The 19,087-nt window shown below is 67.0% G+C and carries 18 protein-coding genes and 1 tRNA gene; 10 read left to right on the top strand and 9 right to left on the bottom strand.

All coding sequences use genetic code 11. From position 1 onward, the window contains the following. The first annotated feature begins 78 nt into the window (after positions 1-78). Positions 79-169 (top strand) — tRNA-Ser (locus F464_RS0116620). Between the two features lie 214 nt (positions 170-383). Here F464_RS0116620 and F464_RS0116615 read toward each other — a convergent pair. Further along, positions 384-1,286: a LysR family transcriptional regulator gene (locus F464_RS0116615; RefSeq protein ID WP_018990968.1), complete on the bottom strand. Its 903-nt coding sequence runs from the start codon at positions 1,284-1,286 to the stop codon at positions 384-386. A 150-nt stretch (positions 1,287-1,436) separates the two neighbouring features. Here F464_RS0116615 and F464_RS31010 point away from each other — a divergent pair, with 150 nt between their 5' ends. The 7 genes from F464_RS31010 (at position 1,437) to speB (ending at position 8,400) form a co-directional block, all read left to right on the top strand. Then, a complete protein-coding gene (locus F464_RS31010) occupies positions 1,437-1,583 on the top strand; it encodes a hypothetical protein (protein ID WP_018990967.1) in 147 nt (48 codons plus the stop codon). A 25-nt stretch (positions 1,584-1,608) separates the two neighbouring features. Beyond that, positions 1,609-3,114 carry an aldehyde dehydrogenase family protein gene (locus F464_RS0116605; protein WP_018990966.1) on the top strand — a complete coding sequence of 502 codons (1,506 nt, stop codon included), beginning with the start codon at positions 1,609-1,611 and terminating at the stop codon, positions 3,112-3,114. A gap of 77 nt (positions 3,115-3,191) precedes the next feature. Then, positions 3,192-3,365 (top strand): hypothetical protein, encoded by a 174-nt coding sequence (locus F464_RS31360; RefSeq protein ID WP_198292287.1) that lies wholly within the window; start codon positions 3,192-3,194, stop codon positions 3,363-3,365. Position 3,366: 1 nt separating this feature from the next. Then, positions 3,367-4,866 carry a purine-cytosine permease family protein gene (locus F464_RS0116595; protein WP_018990964.1) on the top strand — a complete coding sequence of 500 codons (1,500 nt, stop codon included), beginning with the start codon at positions 3,367-3,369 and terminating at the stop codon, positions 4,864-4,866. A 13-nt stretch (positions 4,867-4,879) separates the two neighbouring features. Beyond that, positions 4,880-6,565, top strand: coding sequence for a choline dehydrogenase (betA, locus tag F464_RS0116590; RefSeq protein WP_018990963.1), 1,686 nt, complete (start codon positions 4,880-4,882; stop codon positions 6,563-6,565). Between the two features lie 97 nt (positions 6,566-6,662). Further along, positions 6,663-7,400, top strand: coding sequence for a TorF family putative porin (locus tag F464_RS0116585; protein WP_018990962.1), 738 nt, complete (start codon positions 6,663-6,665; stop codon positions 7,398-7,400). A 25-nt stretch (positions 7,401-7,425) separates the two neighbouring features. Beyond that, positions 7,426-8,400 (top strand): agmatinase, encoded by a 975-nt coding sequence (gene speB / locus F464_RS0116580; protein ID WP_018990961.1) that lies wholly within the window; start codon positions 7,426-7,428, stop codon positions 8,398-8,400. Between the two features lie 89 nt (positions 8,401-8,489). On the opposite strand, the gene F464_RS0116575 is transcribed toward speB, so the two are convergent. The 7 genes from F464_RS0116575 to F464_RS0116545 form a co-directional block, all read right to left on the bottom strand. After that, positions 8,490-9,077 carry an RBBP9/YdeN family alpha/beta hydrolase gene (locus tag F464_RS0116575; protein WP_018990960.1) on the bottom strand — a complete coding sequence of 196 codons (588 nt, stop codon included), beginning with the start codon at positions 9,075-9,077 and terminating at the stop codon, positions 8,490-8,492. Between the two features lie 33 nt (positions 9,078-9,110). Continuing rightward, positions 9,111-10,412, bottom strand: a complete 1,302-nt coding sequence (locus F464_RS0116570; RefSeq protein ID WP_018990959.1) for an MFS transporter — start codon at positions 10,410-10,412, stop codon at positions 9,111-9,113. A gap of 115 nt (positions 10,413-10,527) precedes the next feature. Then, positions 10,528-11,586: a BKACE family enzyme gene (locus F464_RS0116565; protein ID WP_018990958.1), complete on the bottom strand. Its 1,059-nt coding sequence runs from the start codon at positions 11,584-11,586 to the stop codon at positions 10,528-10,530. A gap of 55 nt (positions 11,587-11,641) precedes the next feature. After that, on the bottom strand, positions 11,642-12,580 hold the full coding sequence (locus tag F464_RS0116560) for a TauD/TfdA dioxygenase family protein (RefSeq protein WP_198292286.1): 939 nt from the start codon (positions 12,578-12,580) through the stop codon (positions 11,642-11,644). Between the two features lie 89 nt (positions 12,581-12,669). Next, entirely contained in the window at positions 12,670-13,650 is a 981-nt protein-coding gene (locus tag F464_RS0116555) for a quinone oxidoreductase family protein (protein ID WP_018990956.1), read from the bottom strand. A 59-nt stretch (positions 13,651-13,709) separates the two neighbouring features. Continuing rightward, positions 13,710-14,735 carry a universal stress protein gene (locus tag F464_RS0116550; RefSeq protein WP_018990955.1) on the bottom strand — a complete coding sequence of 342 codons (1,026 nt, stop codon included), beginning with the start codon at positions 14,733-14,735 and terminating at the stop codon, positions 13,710-13,712. A gap of 31 nt (positions 14,736-14,766) precedes the next feature. After that, positions 14,767-15,081, bottom strand: coding sequence for a Rieske (2Fe-2S) protein (locus F464_RS0116545; protein ID WP_018990954.1), 315 nt, complete (start codon positions 15,079-15,081; stop codon positions 14,767-14,769). A 231-nt stretch (positions 15,082-15,312) separates the two neighbouring features. Between F464_RS0116545 and F464_RS0116540 the strand changes: the two genes are divergently transcribed. After that, the gene (locus tag F464_RS0116540) at positions 15,313-18,018 is read left to right on the top strand and encodes a LuxR C-terminal-related transcriptional regulator (protein ID WP_018990953.1); all 2,706 of its coding nucleotides are present in this window, start codon (positions 15,313-15,315) and stop codon (positions 18,016-18,018) included. Positions 18,019-18,249: 231 nt separating this feature from the next. Here the strand turns inward: F464_RS0116540 and F464_RS28840 are convergent, their stop codons facing one another. Further along, positions 18,250-18,669 (bottom strand): hypothetical protein, encoded by a 420-nt coding sequence (locus tag F464_RS28840; RefSeq protein WP_157353832.1) that lies wholly within the window; start codon positions 18,667-18,669, stop codon positions 18,250-18,252. Between the two features lie 272 nt (positions 18,670-18,941). On the opposite strand from F464_RS28840, the gene F464_RS32065 reads away from it, so the two are divergent. Further along, a partial coding sequence (locus F464_RS32065) for a phage integrase N-terminal SAM-like domain-containing protein (protein ID WP_040395395.1) occupies positions 18,942-19,087 on the top strand: 146 nt, incomplete at its 3' end.

Below are 19,087 nucleotides of genomic sequence, written 5' to 3'. Positions count from 1 at the left end.
GAAGTGCCGGAATTCTCCGCGGAACGCGAAAATGGGGTTCCGTATCACGGGCGTTCTGCTACAATGCGCGCCTTCCACGGAGAGATGGATGAGTGGTTTAAGTCGCACGCCTGGAAAGCGTGTTTGGGATAACATCCCAACGCGGGTTCGAATCCCGCTCTCTCCGCCAGAATACACATTAAAGCCCTGAGTTTTCAGGGCTTTTTTGTTTCGTAGAACGTCATTCTACGTTTCCAGATGGCGCAAAAAAGCCGGATTTCTCCGGCGCCGCACCTATGCCCATTTTGGGCAACTTCACATCCTGAGCGGCGACACCTCGACCTTCTGACGCTGGAACAGCCACCCATAGCGGCAGGCATCGGCGGCACCCTACGGGTTAGGCCTCACACTCCGCTCAGCCCCAACAACCCGTCGACGAAGGCCCGCAGCACGGCTGGCATTGCCTGGCTCCGACGGGTGACGATCGAGAAGGGCCACCGGTTTTCGAGATTTCGTGCGCGTAACCGGCGCATGCGCCCGCGATCGACCCAGCGTTGTGCGTAGTGCAGAGGCAGGAAGCCGATGTAGGCACCGGAGAGGATCAGGATGGCCTGCGCCTCGACGTTGTCCACGGTCGCGGCTGCCACGTTTGCCTTGAGCAGGTGCAGATCCCTTTCCTGCATGTAGGCGCGCGCGACGATACGGCTCGTCGAGATCAGTTCGTCCAGCGCCTCGCCGTCGTCGTCTGCGGCGTGGAGCGGATGGCCCTGGCCGCAGAAGAGACCGTCGGCTTCGTCGTAGACGGGGGTGTAGTCGAGGCCTGCGACCTGCAGCGGGAAGTGGCCGATCGCGACGTGGAGGCGGCCGTCGAGGATGCGGGCTTCCAGTTCGGCCGGGCTGCCGATGTAGATGTCGATCTGCACGTCGTGGCCGAGTGCGAGGAAGCGTTGCACGGCCGCGAGGATCGGCGACGCTTCGTCGGTGACCGTGTTGTCGATGAGCCCCAGTTGCAGGCGTCCCGCGATGCGTTGCGCGAGCACGCTCGTGTCCATGCAGAAATTTTCGACCGCGAGCAGCAGGCGCTGGGCCGCTTCATAGGTCGCGTGGCCGTGCTCGGTGAGGCGGAAGCCGCTGCGTCCGCGTTCGCACAGCTTTAGTCCGAGACGGGTCTCCAGCGTCGTCATCTGCTCGCTGATCGTGCTCTGGCTGGCATTCAGTGCCGCCTGCGCGGCGGAGAAGCCGCCGTGGCGGACGACTGCGACGAAAACCCGGACCAGTTTCAGGTCGACGTCCTGCAGTTGCTTCATCTCTTTGCTCCGACGAGTTATTTCGGAATTGCCGATGTGAACATCTTGTCGCGACTATTCTTCCGAAGCAAGAGCGGAAATATAGTCCGCCCATGCCCGACTCCGGTCGTCAGAACCGGGGCGGCGCATAACGAACGAGGAGACACCGCAATGCCCACCAAGCCCGCCCTCGCGGCGCGTCGCAGCAAGCGCGCGCCTGCAACCTGGAAGTTCTTCCGCGTCGACCCGCATGCCGTCGAGTCGACGCTTTCGCTCGATCGTTCCCGCTTCACCGCCTACCTTCGCGCCCACGCCTGAGCGCGCACAATCACGGAGACAACGCATGGACAGCATCGTCGAAACCTACCTGCAGCGCTACGAGGTGTCGCCCGCGGCGCAGCGATTCCTGAGCAAGACGCAGAAGATGTACATCGACGGCGAGTGGATGGCCGCGAGCGACGGCGCGACGGCCGACGTGACCGAGCCGTCGACGCTGGGCTGCATAACGCGGATCCCCCTTGCCACCGTGGCCGACCTGGACCGTGCCGTCGCCGCCGCGCGCGCGGCCTTCGACAGCGGACCGTGGCGCACGATGAAGCCGCTGGCGCGCGAGCGCCTGCTGCACCGGCTGGCTGACCTGATCGAGGCCAACGCGGCGGAAATCGCCGAAATCGAGTCGGTGGATATGGGCAAGTCGGTCACCAGCGCGCGCGACGTCGACGTGCAGGGCACGGTGGATACCTTTCGCTATTTCGCAGGCTGGGCGACGAAGATCCACGGGCGTACCGTCGAGCCGTCCGCGCTCCCCGGCGATTACGTCGCGTTCACTCGCAAGGAACCGGTCGGTGTCGTCGGGGCGATCGTGCCCTGGAATTTCCCGTTGCAGACCATGGCATGGAAGCTCGCGGCGGCGCTCGCCGCGGGCTGTACGGTGGTCGTCAAGCCGGCCGAGCTGACCTCGCTGTCGACCTTGCGCTTCGCCGAACTGGTCGAGGAAGCCGGCTTCCCGCGCGGGGTCGTCAATATCGTGACCGGCACCGGTCGCGATATCGGCGCCGCGATGTCACGCCATCCGGGCATCGACAAGCTGAGCTTCACCGGCTCGACCCCGGTCGGGCAGGAAGTGGGGCGTGCGGGGCTCGAGAGCCTCAAACGCCTGACGCTGGAACTCGGCGGCAAGTCACCGGTGCTCGTGCTCGAGGATGCGGATCTCAAGGCGGCGGCGCGCGCGGTCGCGAACGGCGTGTTCTTCAACTCGGGTCAGGTGTGCGACGCGGGCACGCGCGTGTATGTGCAGCGCGACGTACACGACGAATTCCTGCGCGAACTCATCGACGTGACGCGCACGCTGAAGATGGCGCCAGGCCTGGATCCGGAATGCTTCATCAGCCCGCTGGTATCGATGCAGCAGAAGCGCCGCGTCGCGAGCTATATCGACGCCGGGATCACCGAGGGCGCGGAGCTTGCCTATGGCGGGCGGGCGCAGGACGGGTGCTTCGTCGAACCGGCGATCTTCGCCCATACTCGTAGCGACATGCGCATCGTGCGCGAGGAGATCTTCGGGCCGGTGCTGGTCACGGCACCTTTCGACGATCTGGAGACGGCGGTGGCGGAGGCGAACGATTCGCCCTACGGGCTTGCTGCGGCGATCTACTCGAACGACCTTGGTCGCGTGCATCGCCTGATCCCGCGCCTGAAGGCCGGCTCGGTGTACGTGAATGCGCACAGCACGATCGATCCGGCGATGCCCTTCGGCGGCTTCAAGCAGTCGGGTTTTGGACGCGATCTGGGCCCCGAGCAACTCGACTTCCTGACCGAGACCAAGGCCGTGTGGATCACCCTGCCCTGAACACATCGATAAACGCTGTGGCCGGACGCGCGCAAGGAAATAGACGCACGCCGGCTGCAGACGACGAGGAGACAAACATGCAAACGACAATGGATCGGGAGCGCGAGCAGGATCTGGAACTTCGCCTGCGCGCCTACGAAAGGCTGGCCGACCAGCCGTACTGGCCGGGCGCGATGACCGCGCTCGATTACTGCCTGGTGCTCGCGTTGACCGTGGCGCTGGTGATCGGCTTCTACCTTTGGGGGGTGTGAGATGTCGAACGCCGAACTCTTCCGCCAGGCCGCCGAGCGCGGCGATACCCCGCTGCTGCCCGGCGAGCGCCTGTGGGGTTTCTGGGAATTCACCTACGCCAACTCCGCCCTCGCGATCGCGACCTGGGCTTTCCTGATCGGCGGTGCGACCGCGGCCTTCGTCGGGCCGCGCGAGGGCATCGCGGCGGTCATCATCGGCAACATCCTCGGCGTGATGCTGGTCGCGCTGCCGACCTGCCTGCCCAGCGGCAAATACGGCGTCGAGCAGTTCACGCTGTTGCGCAGCACATTCGGGCGCAATGGCAGCCGGCTCGTGTATGCGCTGGCGGTCGTGCTGCTGACCCTCGGCTGGCTCGCCGTGCTTGGCATGATGTTCGGACGCTCGGTGGACGGCATGCTCACGCTGCTCAAGACCGGCGAGGCCGTCACGGAACCCGCCAACGGCGTGCTGGTGTCCGTGCTGGCCGCGGCGGCGATCGTCGTGACGGGGTTCGTCGTCGCACGCGGGCCGACGTCGATCAAGTTCTTCAACATGATCATGTCGCCTGCGCTGGTGCTGCTGATGTTCGTGATGATGTGGCTGATCCTCGGCCAGCATCAGCCGGCCGAGCTGCTGGGCCTGCCCGCGCTGGCGCCGCCGACGGAGGACAAGCGGCTCAACTTCATGATCGCCGTGGAGGTGAATATGGCCGCCGGCTTCTCGTGGTGGCCCTATCTCGGCAACCTCGCGCGCCTGTCGAAGAACGAGCGCACCTCGTTCTGGCCCAACGTGGTCGGGGTGTTCGGTGCAGCGTCACTGGGCGAGATCGTCGGACTGCTGGGCGCCGCTGCCCTGGGCAACGCCGACCCGACGATCTGGATGACCGCGATCGGGGGAGTCGCGATCGGCATCGTCGCGCTCGGCTTCATCGCCTTCGCCAACGTCACGAGCATGATCAACATCCTCTACACGTCGGTCGTGGGGCTACGTCAGTTGGCAGGACCGGTGCTCGGGCGCCTGTCGTGGGACATGCTCGTCGCCGCCTTCTGTGTCGTGCCGCTCGTCGTGGTGTTCTGGGCGCCCGGCATCTACGACGGCTTCTTCATCTTCCTGGTGTGGACCTCGGCCCTGAACGCGACGCTCGCGGGGATCGGCATGGCCGACTATTTCGTGCTGCGGCGCCAGCACATCAGCCTGCGCGCGGTGTTCGCGTCGCCCGAGCGGAGCCCCTTCGCGTACTGGGGCGGCTTCAATCCGATTGCGCTGACGGCGCTGGTCGCGGGCTCGGCGGTCTATGTGCTGGTGTTCAATCCGCAGACGCTGGCGGCGGGGCCGGGCTTCACGGCGCTGTCGGCGTCGATGCCGGCCTTCCTCGCGGCGGCCGTCGTGCAGTGGGTGGGCACGCGGATGTTCGGCAGCCGGCGCTTCGGCGACTATGGCGAGCGCATCACCTCCGGCGCCGCGACGACCGTTGAGTCGCTCACGGTCGTGGAGCCCGCGGTCGATGCGATCGTTCGGTGAGGGGGAGACGGACATGCAAGAGACTTTCGACTACGTCGTGGTCGGTGCCGGCTCCGCGGGTTGCGTGCTCGCGGCCCGCCTGACTGAAGATCCGAATGTGACCGTGCTGGTGCTCGAATACGGCGGCAGCGACCGCAGCGTCATCATCCAGATGCCGAGCGCGTTTTCGCTGCCGATGAACACCCGCCGCTTCAACTGGCACTACGAGACCGTGCCCGAGACCCACCTGAAGGGTCGGCGCCTGCACTGCCCGCGCGGCAAGGTGCTGGGTGGATCGTCGTCGATCAACGGACTGGTGTACATGCGCGGCCACGCCTGCGACTTCGATGAATGGGAATCGCTCGGCGCGGAAGGCTGGGGCTATCGCAACTGCCTGCCGTACTTCAAGCGCGCCGAGCACTTCAAGTTCGGCGGGGACGCCTATCGCGGCGGGGCAGGGCCGCTACACACCAACAACGGCAACAACATGACGAACCCGCTCTACGGCGCTTGGGTCGAGGCGGGCGCGCAGGCGGGCTACATCAAGACCGAGGACTGCAACGGCTACATGCAGGAAGGCTTTGGCGCCATGCACATGACGGTGAAGGACGGCGTGCGCTGGTCCACGGCGAACGCCTACCTGCGTCCGGCGATGAACCGGCCCAACCTCAAGGTTGTCACGCATGCGATGACGCGCGAGATAGTGATGGAAGGCAAGCGCGCGGTCGGCGTCCGTTACGAGACGGGTGGCGATGTGTGTACCGTCCGCGTTCGGCGCGAGGTGCTGGTCGCGGCGGGGCCGATCGGATCGCCGCATCTGCTGCAGCGCTCCGGCATCGGCCCGGGCGACGTGCTGCAGCGGGCCGGCGTCGCGGTGCGCCACGACTTGCCCGGCGTCGGCGCCAACCTGCAGGACCACAGCGAGATTTACATCCAGTGGGCCTGCAAGGAGCCCATCACGCTCAACGGCAACATGGACCTGATGGGCAAGGCGGCCATCGGCGCGCGCTGGCTGATGAAGCGCGACGGACTCGGCGCGAGCAACCACTTCGAGGCCGGCGGCTTCATCCGCTCGGCCCCGGGGCTGCGCTGGCCGGACATCCAGTTCCACTTCCTGCCGGCGGCGATGCGCTATGACGGCCACAAGCCGATCGAGGGACATGGCTTCATGGTGCTGACCGGACCCAACAAGCCCAAGAGCCGCGGCCACGTCCGCCTCGTGTCGGCCGATCCCTACGTGCATCCGGAGATCCGCTTCAACTACCTGGCGCACGAGGCTGACCGCGAAGGCTTCCGCCGCTGCGTGCGCCTCACGCGCGAGATCGTCGGCCAGCCGGCGATGGACCGCTACCGCGGCGAGGAGCTCGCGCCGGGGCCGGACGTGCGCACCGACGACGAGATCGACGCCTTCGTGCGCGAGAACATGGAGTCGACGATGCATCCCTGCGGCACCTGCCGCATGGGTGAGGACGACATGGCGGTGGTCGATTCGAGCCTGCGCGTGCGGGGTGTCGAGGGTCTGCGGGTGATCGACTCGTCGGTGTTCCCGACCGAGCCGAACGGCAACCTCAACGCGCCCACCATCATGGTCGCCGAGCGGGCCGCCGACATCGTGCGCGGCAGGCCGATGCTCGCGTCCGACGACGCGCCGGTGGGCTTCGTCGAAGACTGGGAGACCAAGCAGCGCAGCCGAAGTCCGGCGCGTCGCGTGGCCGTCTGATCCGCATCCCCTGATTCAACCCCTTGCCGTATCCGCGGAGGTGGCCTGTGCGCCCCCTCCGGGGACCCCTACGCCCCAAATTCCGAGGAACTCACCGATGAAACTCCGCACCCTTGCCCGCGCACTGGGCTTCTGCGCCGTGCTGGCCGCCGGCCAGGCGCACGCCGACCTCGTCCTGAACGTCGCCGCCGTCAGCGAGTACCGCGCCCGCGGCTTGTCGCAATCCCGCTTCAATCCCGCGCTGCAGGCCGGTGCGGACTACACGAACGGCGGCCTCTACCTTGGCGCCTTCGCGTCGACGGCGCAATGGATCAAGGACATCCCCGGCGGCAATGCCGACTACGAACTCGACCTGTATGGCGGCTATGCCGGCGAGCTAATCGACGGAATCGGCTACGACGTCGGCTTCCTGCGTTACATCTTTCCGGACAACAACCTCCATCCCGGTGCCGATACCACCGAGCTTTACGCGGCCCTCAGCTACGGCGTCGCGAAGCTGAAATTCAGCCGGACCGTCAGCAAGAACTTCCTGGCGATTCCCGACAGCGGTGAGAGCTGGTACGCGGAGCTCGGCGCGACGGTCGATCTCGGCGACGGCTACACACTCGTGCCGCACGTGGGTTACCAGTACATCAGCGGGCCGTTCTCGAGCGATGCGAGTTATGCGGACGTTGCGCTGACGCTCTCCAAGGATTTCGACGGCCTGGTGCCGAGCATCTCGTTGATCGCGACCGACGCGCAACACGACTTCTACAACCCCGGTGCCGGGATGACCGGCGATTCGCGCAACCTCGGGCGAGCCGCCGTCGTGCTCGGCCTGAAATACAACTTCTGACCCCCGCTTCGACAGGAGACCGAACATGTCCAACAACGCTTACGAATCCGGCCGCCTCAACCTCCCATTCGTCGGGCACTGCACCTTCGCGAAGTCCCCCCCGTGCGTCGATTGGGACAACATCGACGCCGACGTCGCCGTGCTCGGCGCGCCCAACGACATGGGCACGCAGTGGCGCTCGGGCGCGCGCTTCGGCCCGCGCGGCATCCGCGAGGCCTCGACGCTGTTCTCGTTCGGCCACGCGGGCGCCTACGACTTCGAGGACGACGTCATGTACCTGACGCGCGACGAGGTGCGCATCACCGACGTCGGCGACGCGGACATCGTGCACACCGACATGGCGAAGAGCAACGCCAACATCGAACTCGCGGTGCGCAAGATCCTCGAGAAGGGCGCGATGCCGCTGGTGCTCGGAGGCGACCACTCGATCCACGCGCCGGTGATCAAGGCCTTCGAAGGCCGCGGGCCGATCCACATCCTGCATGTCGACGCGCACCTCGACTTTGTCGATGAGCGTCACGGCGTGCGCTTCGGTCACGGCAACCCGCTGCGCCGCGCCTCGGAGATGGACCACATCGTCGGCATGACGCAGATCGGCATCCGCAACGTCTCGTCGTCGAACCGCGACGACTACATGGCCGCTCGTGAAGCCGGTTCCCAGATCCTGTCGGTGCGCGACGTGCGGCGGCTGGGCACCGAAGGCGTGCTCGCGAAGATCCCGCAGGGCGTGTCGTACTACATCACGATCGACATCGACGGCTTCGACCCGTCGATCGCGCCGGGCACCGGCACCCCGAGCCACGGCGGTTTCCTGTACTACGAAGTGCTGGAAATCATCCAGGCGCTCGCGAAGCGCAGCCGGGGCAACATCGTCGGTATGGATCTGGTCGAAGTCGCGCCGGCCTACGATCCGACCGGCACGACCTCGATCCTCGCCGCGCAGTTGCTGATGAACAGCATCGGCTTCATCTTCCACGCGCGCAAGGCCAGGGACAGGTGACAGGACACGAGTGATTCCGGCGGGCTGCCTTCGACAAGGTGCCCGCCGTTCAGCGCGCTGTCCTGCCTCGCGGCAAGGAGCGCGTCCCGCTAGGCGATGTGCGTCGCCTGGGGTTCCAATTCCCGGATCAGGCTCTCCGCGAGAGGCCATTCGCCGAAGCCGGCCGTCGGATTGAGGTGGCCGACGGCGCCGACGTTCTCGAACCGGCTGCCCCAGGCCAAGGCGAATTCGGCCACGCGATCGATGTTGCCGAGCGGGTCGTTCGTGCTCGCGGCGACGACGCTCGGGAAGGGCAGGGGACTGCGCGGGATCGGCAGCCAGCCGTTGTCGCGCAGCGCGTCGGTGGTCGGATAGCCGGGCGGGAAGGGGGATTCCAGATCGGCCGGCGCCGCGAGCAGGGCGCCGAGGACCGGCCGATCGTGCTGCTGTGCCCAATGCACGGTGATCATGACGCCGGCGCTGTGCGCGACGAGGATCACCGGGCCGTCGATCTCGGCGAGCGCCTGGTTCAGCGCCGCGACGCGGGCGTCGCGGCTCAGCTTGTCGTGCTCGAGCGGCGGGACCGAGCGCGCCGGCTTGCCTGCAGCGATGAGCTTCTGTTCGAGGAGGGTCTGCCAGTGCTCCGCGACGTGGTCGCGCAGGCCGGGGACGATGAGGATGGTCGGGGTTGTCGTCATGTTCTTGTGCGTGGTGAAGGGTGAAACGGGAAATCAATGTTGCTGCGCCTGGATGCGCGCGAGGTCTTCGGCGTAGTGGCGCTTGCCGATGGCGAAGGCGGCGACGGCCCCGAGGGCGATCAGCGGCACCATCTGCATCGCGTCCATCAGGCCGACGCGGTCGGCAATGAGGCCGGTGACGAAGGGGCCGGGGGCCAGGCCCAGCAGGTTGTTCGCCAGCGTCAGCGTCGCGAACGCGGTCGCATGGATGGGGGCGGGGGTCAGGTTGGCGACCATCGCGCCGGCCGGGCCGGTGGTGCCGGCGACCATCGCCATGCCCGCGCCGAGCAGGCCCAGCTGCGCGGGGCCCGGCGGGAACTGGAAGGCGAGGAGCAGCAGGCCGGCCGAAGTCAGCGAATAGGTCATCGCGATCGTCCATTTGCGCTCCGCGTTGGCTCGGCTGAGGCGGTCGGTGACGATGCCGCAGACGATCATGCCGACCGCACCGATCAGGATGAAGACCGCGGCGCCGACTCCGGCCTTGTCGGTGGGCAGGTCGTAATAGCGGTTGAGGAAGCTGGGCAGCCACGCGAGCATCGACGCCATGATGAAGAGCTGCAGCCCGCTGCCGATGTAGGCGGCGATGACGGAGACGGATGCGAACAGCCCGGAGAAGATCATCCGCAGGCCGGGGCGGGCGGCGCGCTGCGCGACGCGGCGCATCCCGCCGTGCGGGCACAGGCGATTTTCACGGACGATGAGGGCGTAGAGCACCACGAGCGCGAGCCCGAACGCCGCCATCGCGCCGAAGGCCCAGCGCCAGCCGAGCTGCGCGGCGATGATGCCGCCGAAGGCCATGCCGACCACGGAGCCGACCGGGCCGCCGGCCATGAAGGCGCTGCTGAGCGTCGAACGCAGGTGGGCCGGGAAGATGCTCAGGATCAGCGCGATGCCGACGCTGCCGTAGGCGGCCTCGCCGACACCGACGCAGAAGCGGGCGATGAACATCTGGTTGTAATTGGCGGCCAGCGCGCAGCCGAGGGTCGCGAGGCTCCACAGCGCGGCCATGAGGGTGACGCTCTTCACGCGGCCCCAGCGGTCGGCGACGACCGAAAGCGGGAAGGTCAGGAGGCCGACGAGCAGGGCGACAATACTGCTGAGCGAGCCCAGTTGCGTGTCGGTGAGCGTCCATTCGGCCTTCAGCACCGGAAAGACGGCGTTCAGGACCTGGCGCGACATGTAGTCGGACAGCAGCAGTCCGAAGGTCAGTGCGAACACGATCCAGGCGTAGGTGCGCGGAGCGGTCGGGGTGGAGGTCGGTGCCTCCGGCAGGGCCTCTGCAATATACGCGGCCAAGCTTGTCTCCTCTTATTGGTGGCCGTTCCGGCATCGCGGGACGGCGCTTTATGCGGGCAAGGGGGCGAAATCGCTCCCTTGCCCGTACTGCATCGGTATTACCTTGTGCCGAGAATCATGCTGCGTGCTGCAGGAAGCCGACCTGGCCCGGCTTGCGGTTCGGGGCGAAGCCGTTCTTGGCGAGGGTTTCGTCGGCACCTTCGTAGAACGTGCCGATCTTGTAGATCTCGCGCGCTTCCTTGCCGTTGGCGACGTCGCGGCCGAACTCGCGCGACAGGCGCACGAGCTGTTCGATCTGCTCGATGGAACCCATTTTGCGGTCGCGGCGCTGGGTCCAGATGTTGTCCTCGATGCCGCAGCGCACGTGCAGGCCCATCGCGATCGCCATCATGTTGAGCGGCAGCACGTTGAGCATGGAGGTTTCCAGCGTCAGCACCGAGCCGTCCGGGCAGGCGCGCACGAAGTTCGCCAGGTTGTAGAGGTTCGGCGCGTCGAAACCGCCGCCGATCGCCACCCAGGTCAGGATCAGCGGCACGTTGCAGACGCCGCGGCGCATCATGCGCTCGACGGTTTCGAGCTGCGAGATCGTCGCCAGCTGGAAGTGCGTCTGGATGCCCTTCGACGACAGGCGACGGATGTGCTCCTCGACCCAGTCGGGTCCGGCCGGGATCGTCATCTCGCGGTAGGCCTTGTACATCGCCGGCTCGCCCAGCGAGGTGCCGGCGACGTCGGCGGCGCACATCTGCTCGACCACGTTCATCTGGTTGGTGTTGATCGCGATCGTCACCTGGTCGGGCGTCGGCTGCAGCTCGGCGAGCATGTGGCGGGTGTCGTCAGACAGCCACTTGGCCGCTTCGCCCTCGCCTTCGGGGGCGAAGGAGATCGAACCGCCGACCTGCAGGATCATGTCCGGCACGCGGGCGCGGATGCCGGCCAGCAGTTCATTGAATTTCGACAGGCGCTTCGACCCGTGGCCGTCGAGTTCGCGCACATGCACGTGCAGCACGGTGGCGCCGGCGTTGTAGCAGTCGACCGCCTTCTGGATCTGCTCCTCCATCGTCACGGGAATGTCTTCGGGGAAATCGGAAGGCATCCACTCCGGGCCGTAGGGGGCGGCGGTGATGACGAGTTTCTGCTGGTTTTCGGGGAACAGCGATCCGTCGAGGAAATTCATGTCAGGGGCTCCTTGCAGGGATAGGTAGCGATTGGGGGATTCGTGTCGGCGCGCTTCAGGCGCCGGGGCCTTCGAGGCCGCAGGGCTTGTCGCCGATGATGCCGGCGCGTTCCATCTTGCGATGGCAGGGCGCGTAGTCCATGACGGCGTAGTGCTGGGTGCTGCGGTTGTCCCAGATCGCCATGCTGTTGGGCTTCCAGCGCCAGCGCACCTGGTACTCGGGGACGAAGGCCTGGCGGATCAGGTACTGCATCAGCTCGGACGCGCCCGGGGCGTAGTCCTGGCCGAAGCGCACGTTGGCCGGGGTGTGGAAGTTGGTGAAGTGGGTCGTGAAGGCGTTCACGAACAGCACCTTCTCGCCGGTCTCGGGATGCAGGCGCACCACCGGGTGTTCAGGGTCCGGGTACTGGGCCTTCAGCGCCAGGCGCTTCTCGATCGGCATCGCCGCCCCGAAGCTCGCCTCAATGCTGTGGCGGGCGCGCAGGTGGGCGATCTTCGCCTTGATGTCCTCGGGCAGGCGCTCGTACGCCAGCATCATGTTCGCCCACATCGTGTCGCCGCCGACCGGCGGGCATTCCACGCAGCGCAGCACGCAGCCCATCGGGGGCGCCTCGCGCCAGGTGGCGTCGGTGTGCCAGGCGTTTTCGTAGCGGTCCATCGGCTGGTCGGGCGACTTGTAGATCTGCACGAGGCCGGGGTGTTCCGGGTGGCTGCCGGCCACGGGGTGGTCTTCGAGCTTGCCGAAGCGCTCCGCGAAGGCGACATGTTCGGCGCGGGTGATGTCCTGATCGCGCAGGAACAGCACCTTGTATTCGAGCAGCAGGGCCTTGATCTCGGCAAAGAGCGCCGGATCGCGCGAGGCGTCGCCGAGGTTCACGTTGATCAGTTCGGCGCCGATGCTCGCGGTGAGCGGCTCGAACTTCACCGAGCTGTTCAACGCTCCCGGCCGCACAAAGGCCGGTGCAGCGGGCTTATCCTGAGTCGTCTGGTTCATGAAGCTGTCTCCAGGTGTGGTCTGACGGGTATGTCGGGTGAAAGGGCGTCCGTGGTTTTCTTGTCTCTCTGTCGGGACGCTATTTCCGGTCAGACCGTGAAGATCGACGAGCCGATCGTCTTGCCGGCTTCCATGTCCCGGTGCGCCTGCACGGCGTCCTGCAGCGCATAGCGCTGGTTGATCTCGATCTTGATGCGGCCGGCGGCGACGTGGTCGAAGAGCTCGCCGGCGAGCGCGTCGCGTTCTTCCGGGGTGGCGATGTAGTCGGCCAGCGCCGGGCGGGTCAGGTAGAGCGAACCCTTCATCGCGAGCAGTTGCGGGTTGAAGGCATCGATCGGGCCGGACGCGGTGCCGAAGCACACCATCAGGCCGCGGCGCTTGAGTGAGGCGAGCGAGCCCTCGAAGGTTGTCTTGCCAACGCTGTCGAACACCACCGACACGCCGGCGCCGTTGGTGATTTCGCGCACACGCGCCGCGACGTCTTCCCGCCGGTAGAAGATCACGTGGTCGCAGCCGTGCGCACGCACGATCTCCGCCTTCTCCTCGCTCGACACCGTGCCGATCACGGTGAGGCCCAGCAGCTTCGCCCACTGGCACACGATCAGGCCGACACCGCCCGCCGCCGCGTGGATCAGGATCGTGTCGCTGGCGTTGAGCGGCCAGATGCGGCGCATCAGGTAGGCCGAGGTCAGGCCGCGCATCGTCATCGCGGCGGCCGTCTCGCACGAGATCGCGTCCGGCAGCTTGATCAGCGGCGCGGCGGGGATGAGGCGGGCGGTGCTGTAGGCGCCGAGCGTATTCACGAAGCCGGTGTAGGTGACGCGGTCGCCTTCGGCGACGTTCGTCACGCCTTCACCGACCGCCTCGACCACGCCCGCGGCCTCGACGCCCAGGCCGTTGGGCATGGGGATCGGATACAGGCCGGTGCGGAAATAGGTGTCGGCGAAGTTCAGGCCGACGGCCTCGTGGCGCAGGCGGACCTGGCCCGGGCCGGGGTTGCCGACTTCGACGGATTCCCAGCGCATCACTTCCGGCGCGCCGGTCTCGTGGATTCGAATCGCATTAGCCATGCTGTGTGCTCCTTGCTGCGGCGCGAAGTGCGGCCGCGGTATGTTTTAAGTAAAGCTCTTTATTGCTTCGCGGGCGAGGGCGCGAGATTCACGATGCGCGAGAACAGCCGCTTGAATTCCGCGTCGGTGTCGCGACCGAAGCGCGGATCGCAGTTTTCGGAGAAGGCTGCGTTGATCTCGTCCCAGTCGGATGGGGTCAGGTAGCGCTGCGCGGCGGGCAGGATCACGCCTTCCTCGCGCCCCATGTGCTCCCAGATGAAGAGCGCATAGCGGCTCACCGCTTCCTTCACGGTTGCGAGGTCCGCCTCGCCCGCGGCATGGCGGTCCACCGCCTTCGCCAGTTCATCCACCAGCTGAAGGTCGCGCTCGTGCTGGCGTTCCAGTTCATCCAGTTCGGCGTTGCACTGCGAGGTGCGTTCGCGCAGCTTGCGGAACAGGTAGTCCTCTTCCTTCGGGTGGTGCAGCGCGACCGGGAAGGCCTTGATGTAATGAAGCATCGCGCGCATCAGTTCGTCGCGTGAGCCCTCGGCTGGGCCGCTGTCGGATTCCAGCAGGTGTAGCCACGCGTGCAGCACCGCGGCGAGCGACCGGTGCTCGTCGCGGATGATGCCGATCGCCTGTGAGGTGGCGGGCGGACTCGACGTCGCCGCGACCAGCACCGGGATCCCCGCGTTCACCAGCACTTTCAGTGTCTGTGAGCCCAGCATCATGCCGATGCTGCTGCGCCGTCCGTGCGAAGCCATGTAGATGAGATCGCAGCCGGCGTCGTGTGCCGCGGCGATGATCGCGCGATAAGGCGAATCGCTCACTGAGGTGGAGGAATCGCACGGCACACCGAGCGCCCGCGCCGCCGATTCGGCCTTTGCCAGCAGTTCGCGTGCCCGCCCCTGGTAGGCGTAGGCGAAGTCCGCCGGCGAGGTCAGGCGCACGATCTCGGCCTCGCCGCCGAACGCCGCCGCATGGTTCGGCTGCGCGTGGAAGAAGGTGATGCGGGCACCCAGGCTGCGGGCGAATTCGACGGCGTTGCTGACGGTTTCGGTCGCGAGGTCGGTACCGTCGATGGGCACGAGCAGATGGCGATACATGGCTACTCCTGGAGGCTGGGCGGGTGGGGACTCAGGCGGCGCTGCCGGGCGCGACGCGCACCCTGCCGTCGACAATTTCGACCGGATATTTCTGTACCGACATCTCGGGAGCCACGAGCAGTGCGCCCGTCGTGACGTCGTATTTCCATCCGTGGGCCGGGCAGGCGACAATCCGGCCGCACAGCTTTCCGCCCGCGAGGGCCGCGCCGGCATGGCGACATGCGTTCTCGATCGCATGCACCACGCCTTCGACATTGAACAGCGCCAGGTCGCGGCCGCCGGCACGCACGGCCAGCGATGCGCCCGGGGCGATGTTTTCCAGTGCGCAGACATCGACGTATTGCATCCGCTTCTCCTCGCATGGGGGATGACTTGAAACGGATGGTAGAGAGGGGGTGCAAGGGCCACCCCCCTCGTATAAGGGGGGGAGGCCCCCCACGGGGGGTATGCCTATAATTGCCCAGCCTCCGCGCAAGCGCGGGTATAAGCTGCAATGGCGCCCCGTGCGGTGCTCTCCGCTTTCCGGAGGTGCGAACGCCGCGGCGCATGTGCCGGATCCAAACCTGTCGGGACGTTCATGACCTCTGCGATCGGCGCTGCCGTGCTGCCGGAACTCGTTCTCAAGACCACGCCGCCCCGCGCGCCGCGGCACCTGCTGCTGCGGCCCCGGCTCAGTCTCGACGAAGAACAGTTCCGCGACCGGCAGGTGATTGTCGTGCAGGCCCCGCCGGGCTTCGGCAAGACCTCGCTGCTCGCGCAGTGGCGACGCGAGATCCTCGCCCACGGCGCGGCGGTCGCGTGGATGTCCGTCGATGAACACACCGACCCCCAGCGCCTGCTGCAGAGCCTCGTGCAGGCGGTACGCACCGGCTGCGGCCGGCCGGCGTTCGGCCGCATCCTCGTCGAAGGCGCCGGCGCGTCGGCGAGCGAGCTCGAAGGGGTCACCGCCTGGCTGGCCGAAGTCGCGCAGACTTCGCTCGACCTCGTGCTGATGGTGGACGAGGCGGAGCGCCTGCCCCAGGCGTCCTTCACGCTCCTGTCCTACCTGCTGCACAACGCGCCCCCGAACCTGCGCCTCGTCGCCGCCGCGCGCAGCGGCTTCGACCGCGAGGTGGCCGACCTGTGCTCCTACGGCTACTGCGTGCTCCTGGGTGCGGAATCCTTGCGCTTCCGCCTCGACGAGACGCTCGACCTCGTGCGCAACCGTTTCGCTAACAAGGTGGATGCCGACACCTGCGCGCGCATCCACGAGATCATCGAAGGCTGGCCGCTCGGCCTGCAGCTCGCACTCGCGGCACTGGAAAGCGGCGGCGATCCGCGTCTCGTCGTCGACGCCCTCGCGGCCCGTGCCGGCGGCCGTCAGGACCAGCTCCTCGGTGGCCTGCTCGCCAAGCTCGCGCCGGACGACGCAGCCTTCCTTACGCGCCTCTCGGCCGTCGACATGCTCCACCCCGACCTGTGCGGCGCGCTCACCGGCGTTCCCGACGCCGCCGACCGCATGGCGCGGCTGATGCGCGACATCCCGATCTTCGCCGTCGGCGACGACAGCGAATGGGTCCGCCTGCACACGCTCGCGCGCGACGCGCTGCGCGCCCGCCTCGCGGAACTGCCCGCCGCCGAGCTGGCGGAAGTGCACACGCGCGCGATGCGCTGGCTCGAAGCGCACGGCATGCTCGAGGAGGCCGCCCGCCACGCGCTCGCGGCGGGCGAGCGGGACGTCGCCTTCGGCCTCGCCGAGCAGTGCCTCTACGAAGCGGCGCTGCAAGGCCAGGTCGGCATGGTGCTCGACTGGGTGGAACTGCTGCCCGAAGCCGAACTCGACAAGCGCCCGCGGCTACGCCTCGCCGCCGCCTGGGTGCTGGCGCTGAGCGAGCGCCACGACGCGGCCGAACGCCTCGTTGCGCGCATCCTCGAAGGGGCGGACGTCGACGTCGGCCTGCGCTACGAGTGCGCGCTCATCGCCAGCGGCGCCGCCTATTACGCCGACGAGCCCGACCGCTGCATCGCCCTCTTCGAACCCTGGGTGGATGCGCCCCCCGCGCGCGAACCACGGCTGCTGCAGATGCATGCCAACCGCCTTTCGGTGCTCGCGATCCTGCGCGGCGACCCGGCGCTCGCGCGCCGTCACCAACAACAGGTGCCGCGCGGCGAATACGGCGTCGCCTACGCGTATTCGGCGCGCTGGGGCGAGTTCATCACCGGCCTGAGCTACCTCTGGGAAGGGCAGGTGAGGCTAGTCGAAGAGGTGCTGCGCCCGGCGCTCGCGCACGCCGACGAAGCGCTCGGCCGTCGCCATCCGCTGTCGTGCATGCTCGCCTCGCTGCTCGCCGCCGCGGCCTACGAACGCGACCGCGTCGATGAAGCCGCTGCGCTGCTCGCCAACCGCCTCGACGTGCTGGAACGCACCGGCACCCCCGAAACCGCGCTGCTCGCCTACCGCACGGCCGCCCGTGTCGCCGCCGCGCAGGGGGTCGAGCACCGTGCGCTGGACCTCCTCGAGACCCTTTTCGCGATCGGCGCCGCGCGCAACATGCCGCGCCTGTGCGTCGTCAGCCTCGCCGAACAGGCGCGCATGCACGCCGGCCGCTTCCGCCCGGAAACCTGCCGCGCGCTCGCCCAGCGCATCGACGACATCCTCGCGCGTGAGGAGGGCAAACACGGCCCCGTGTGGCAGCGCATGGTCGAACTGCAGCGCACCATGGCCCACGCCAACGCCGCGATCGCCGCTCAGGACTGGCGCAGCGCCCGCGACGCCCTCGAACGCGCCGCCCCCGTCGCCGACGGCCTCAAGCTCGGCCGCGCGTACATCGAAAACATGGCGCTGCGCGCCTGGGTGCTCGACCGAAGCAGCGAACACGGACGCGAACTCCTGCGCGAAGCGATGGACCTCGCCCACACCTACGGCCTCGTCCGCGTCTTCGCCGACGCCCACCCCGCGATCGCCGACTGGGCGCGCAACCTCTCCCTAGACGAGAGCGGCCATCCCGAGCCCGGCCGCAGCATCGCCGTCGCCCGCGTCCTGCGCCCGGCAGCGCCCGCGCCCACCCGCGACGCCGCCGTCCCGCGCGCCCTCCCGAGCATGGTGCTCACGCCCAAGGAGCGCGAAGTGCTCGAACTCCTCGCGCGCAACCTCTCCAACAAGGAGGTCGCCCAGGCGATGGGCGTCGGCGAAGAAACCGTGAAGTGGCACCTCAAGAACCTGTTCGGCAAACTGGATGCGGCGAACCGGAAGCATGTGGTGAGGCGGGCGCAGTTGTTGGGGTTGCTGGAGGGGGTGGAGTAGGGGGGCGGCACGTCGGCCTCACGTGCCGTTGGCGTATGTCGAGGCCAATGGCAGCGATGGTATGGTCCGCCGCCGTAGCTCTTCGAGTTGCCTCTACGTCTGCTTCAGAGTTCATGCTACTACTGGAACCTCCCTATTGCCGCGGTTCGGTTTCGCGGGAGGTCGATGACAGGCTCTTGCGTCTTGCGTCCGCCCGTCGTGTAGCGCGCAACTTTTTTACGCGCGCTGTCTTTAATTTGTAGCCGTTTGGAGCTCAGACCCCGGCGGGGCCGGATCGAGGTCAAGATAGACATAGCTCGGCTCGCGTCGGAGCCCCTCGGCCGGATACGTACGCACCAGTCGCCGGTATTTCAGGTCGTAGGTCGTGCCGTCCACCAAGCACGCCTCGGCGATGCGCGGGTTGTATCCGTGCAGCCAGACGTAGTGCTTCCTCGTCCAGGCCAACATGGCCTTCTGAAGCGCCCGACTGTCCTTGTCATAGTCGTTTTGCCTGATGGTGAACCCCATCACGTTCAGGCAGAAGCCGAGAATCTTTGCCCCCTTGAAGTTTGCAAAGCGCCTCATGTCGGCAATCTCGTTGTATAGGAGCCGGCGCACCTTGAACTTGACGACGGCACCGGCCCTGCCCTTGAGCCGGTCGAAGTTGAACAATTCCCCCCAGACTGAGTTGCGCTGAATCCACCAGCACAAGTCTTTTGGCGAAGTGACCGCGGAGGCAGCAGACACTACCTCGAATATCAAGCTGGCAATGTGATCGTAGAAGGTTTCGAGACCATGTCCGTTCTTGTCCCATGGACTAAACCGCTCTCGCGGTAGGGCGCGCTGAACCGCTTCGAACGGTCAGGACGTCGGGGGTGTGCATCGGCAGTGCTCTGCCATGTTGGAGATGAGGCGACCCGCCTCGTTTTCGACAGGAGCACGTCATGGAAACGACTACCCGCCCGATCAGCCCCCTACGCCAGCGCATGCTCGACGACATGCGGATGCGCAAGCTCCATCCCAAGACGCAGTCCGCGTACATCCGCGCGGTGTGCAACTTCGCCCGCTATCTGGGGCGCTCGCCGGATAC

The sequence above is a fragment of the Aromatoleum toluclasticum ATCC 700605 genome, from assembly GCF_000378245.1.
In the GTDB taxonomy this organism is placed as follows: domain Bacteria; phylum Pseudomonadota; class Gammaproteobacteria; order Burkholderiales; family Rhodocyclaceae; genus Aromatoleum; species Aromatoleum toluclasticum.
Note: the sequence above shows the minus strand (reverse complement) of the source record. Positions and strands in the feature narration are given on the sequence as shown.

Excerpts from the sequence above, each read along its gene's own strand:
- F464_RS0116615 (WP_018990968.1), bottom strand. The coding sequence starts at position 1,286 with ATGAAGCAACTGCAGGACGTCGACCTGAAACTGGTCCGGGTTTTCGTC.
- F464_RS31010 (WP_018990967.1), top strand. The coding sequence starts at position 1,437 with ATGCCCACCAAGCCCGCCCTCGCGGCGCGTCGCAGCAAGCGCGCGCCT.
- F464_RS0116605 (WP_018990966.1), top strand. The coding sequence starts at position 1,609 with ATGGACAGCATCGTCGAAACCTACCTGCAGCGCTACGAGGTGTCGCCC.
- F464_RS31360 (WP_198292287.1), top strand. The coding sequence starts at position 3,192 with ATGCAAACGACAATGGATCGGGAGCGCGAGCAGGATCTGGAACTTCGC.
- F464_RS0116595 (WP_018990964.1), top strand. The coding sequence starts at position 3,367 with ATGTCGAACGCCGAACTCTTCCGCCAGGCCGCCGAGCGCGGCGATACC.
- betA (WP_018990963.1), top strand. The coding sequence starts at position 4,880 with ATGCAAGAGACTTTCGACTACGTCGTGGTCGGTGCCGGCTCCGCGGGT.
- F464_RS0116585 (WP_018990962.1), top strand. The coding sequence starts at position 6,663 with ATGAAACTCCGCACCCTTGCCCGCGCACTGGGCTTCTGCGCCGTGCTG.
- speB (WP_018990961.1), top strand. The coding sequence starts at position 7,426 with ATGTCCAACAACGCTTACGAATCCGGCCGCCTCAACCTCCCATTCGTC.
- F464_RS0116575 (WP_018990960.1), bottom strand. The coding sequence starts at position 9,077 with ATGACGACAACCCCGACCATCCTCATCGTCCCCGGCCTGCGCGACCAC.
- F464_RS0116565 (WP_018990958.1), bottom strand. The coding sequence starts at position 11,586 with ATGAATTTCCTCGACGGATCGCTGTTCCCCGAAAACCAGCAGAAACTC.
- F464_RS0116560 (WP_198292286.1), bottom strand. The coding sequence starts at position 12,580 with ATGAACCAGACGACTCAGGATAAGCCCGCTGCACCGGCCTTTGTGCGG.
- F464_RS0116555 (WP_018990956.1), bottom strand. The coding sequence starts at position 13,650 with ATGGCTAATGCGATTCGAATCCACGAGACCGGCGCGCCGGAAGTGATG.
- F464_RS0116550 (WP_018990955.1), bottom strand. The coding sequence starts at position 14,735 with ATGTATCGCCATCTGCTCGTGCCCATCGACGGTACCGACCTCGCGACC.
- F464_RS0116545 (WP_018990954.1), bottom strand. The coding sequence starts at position 15,081 with ATGCAATACGTCGATGTCTGCGCACTGGAAAACATCGCCCCGGGCGCA.
- F464_RS0116540 (WP_018990953.1), top strand. The coding sequence starts at position 15,313 with ATGACCTCTGCGATCGGCGCTGCCGTGCTGCCGGAACTCGTTCTCAAG.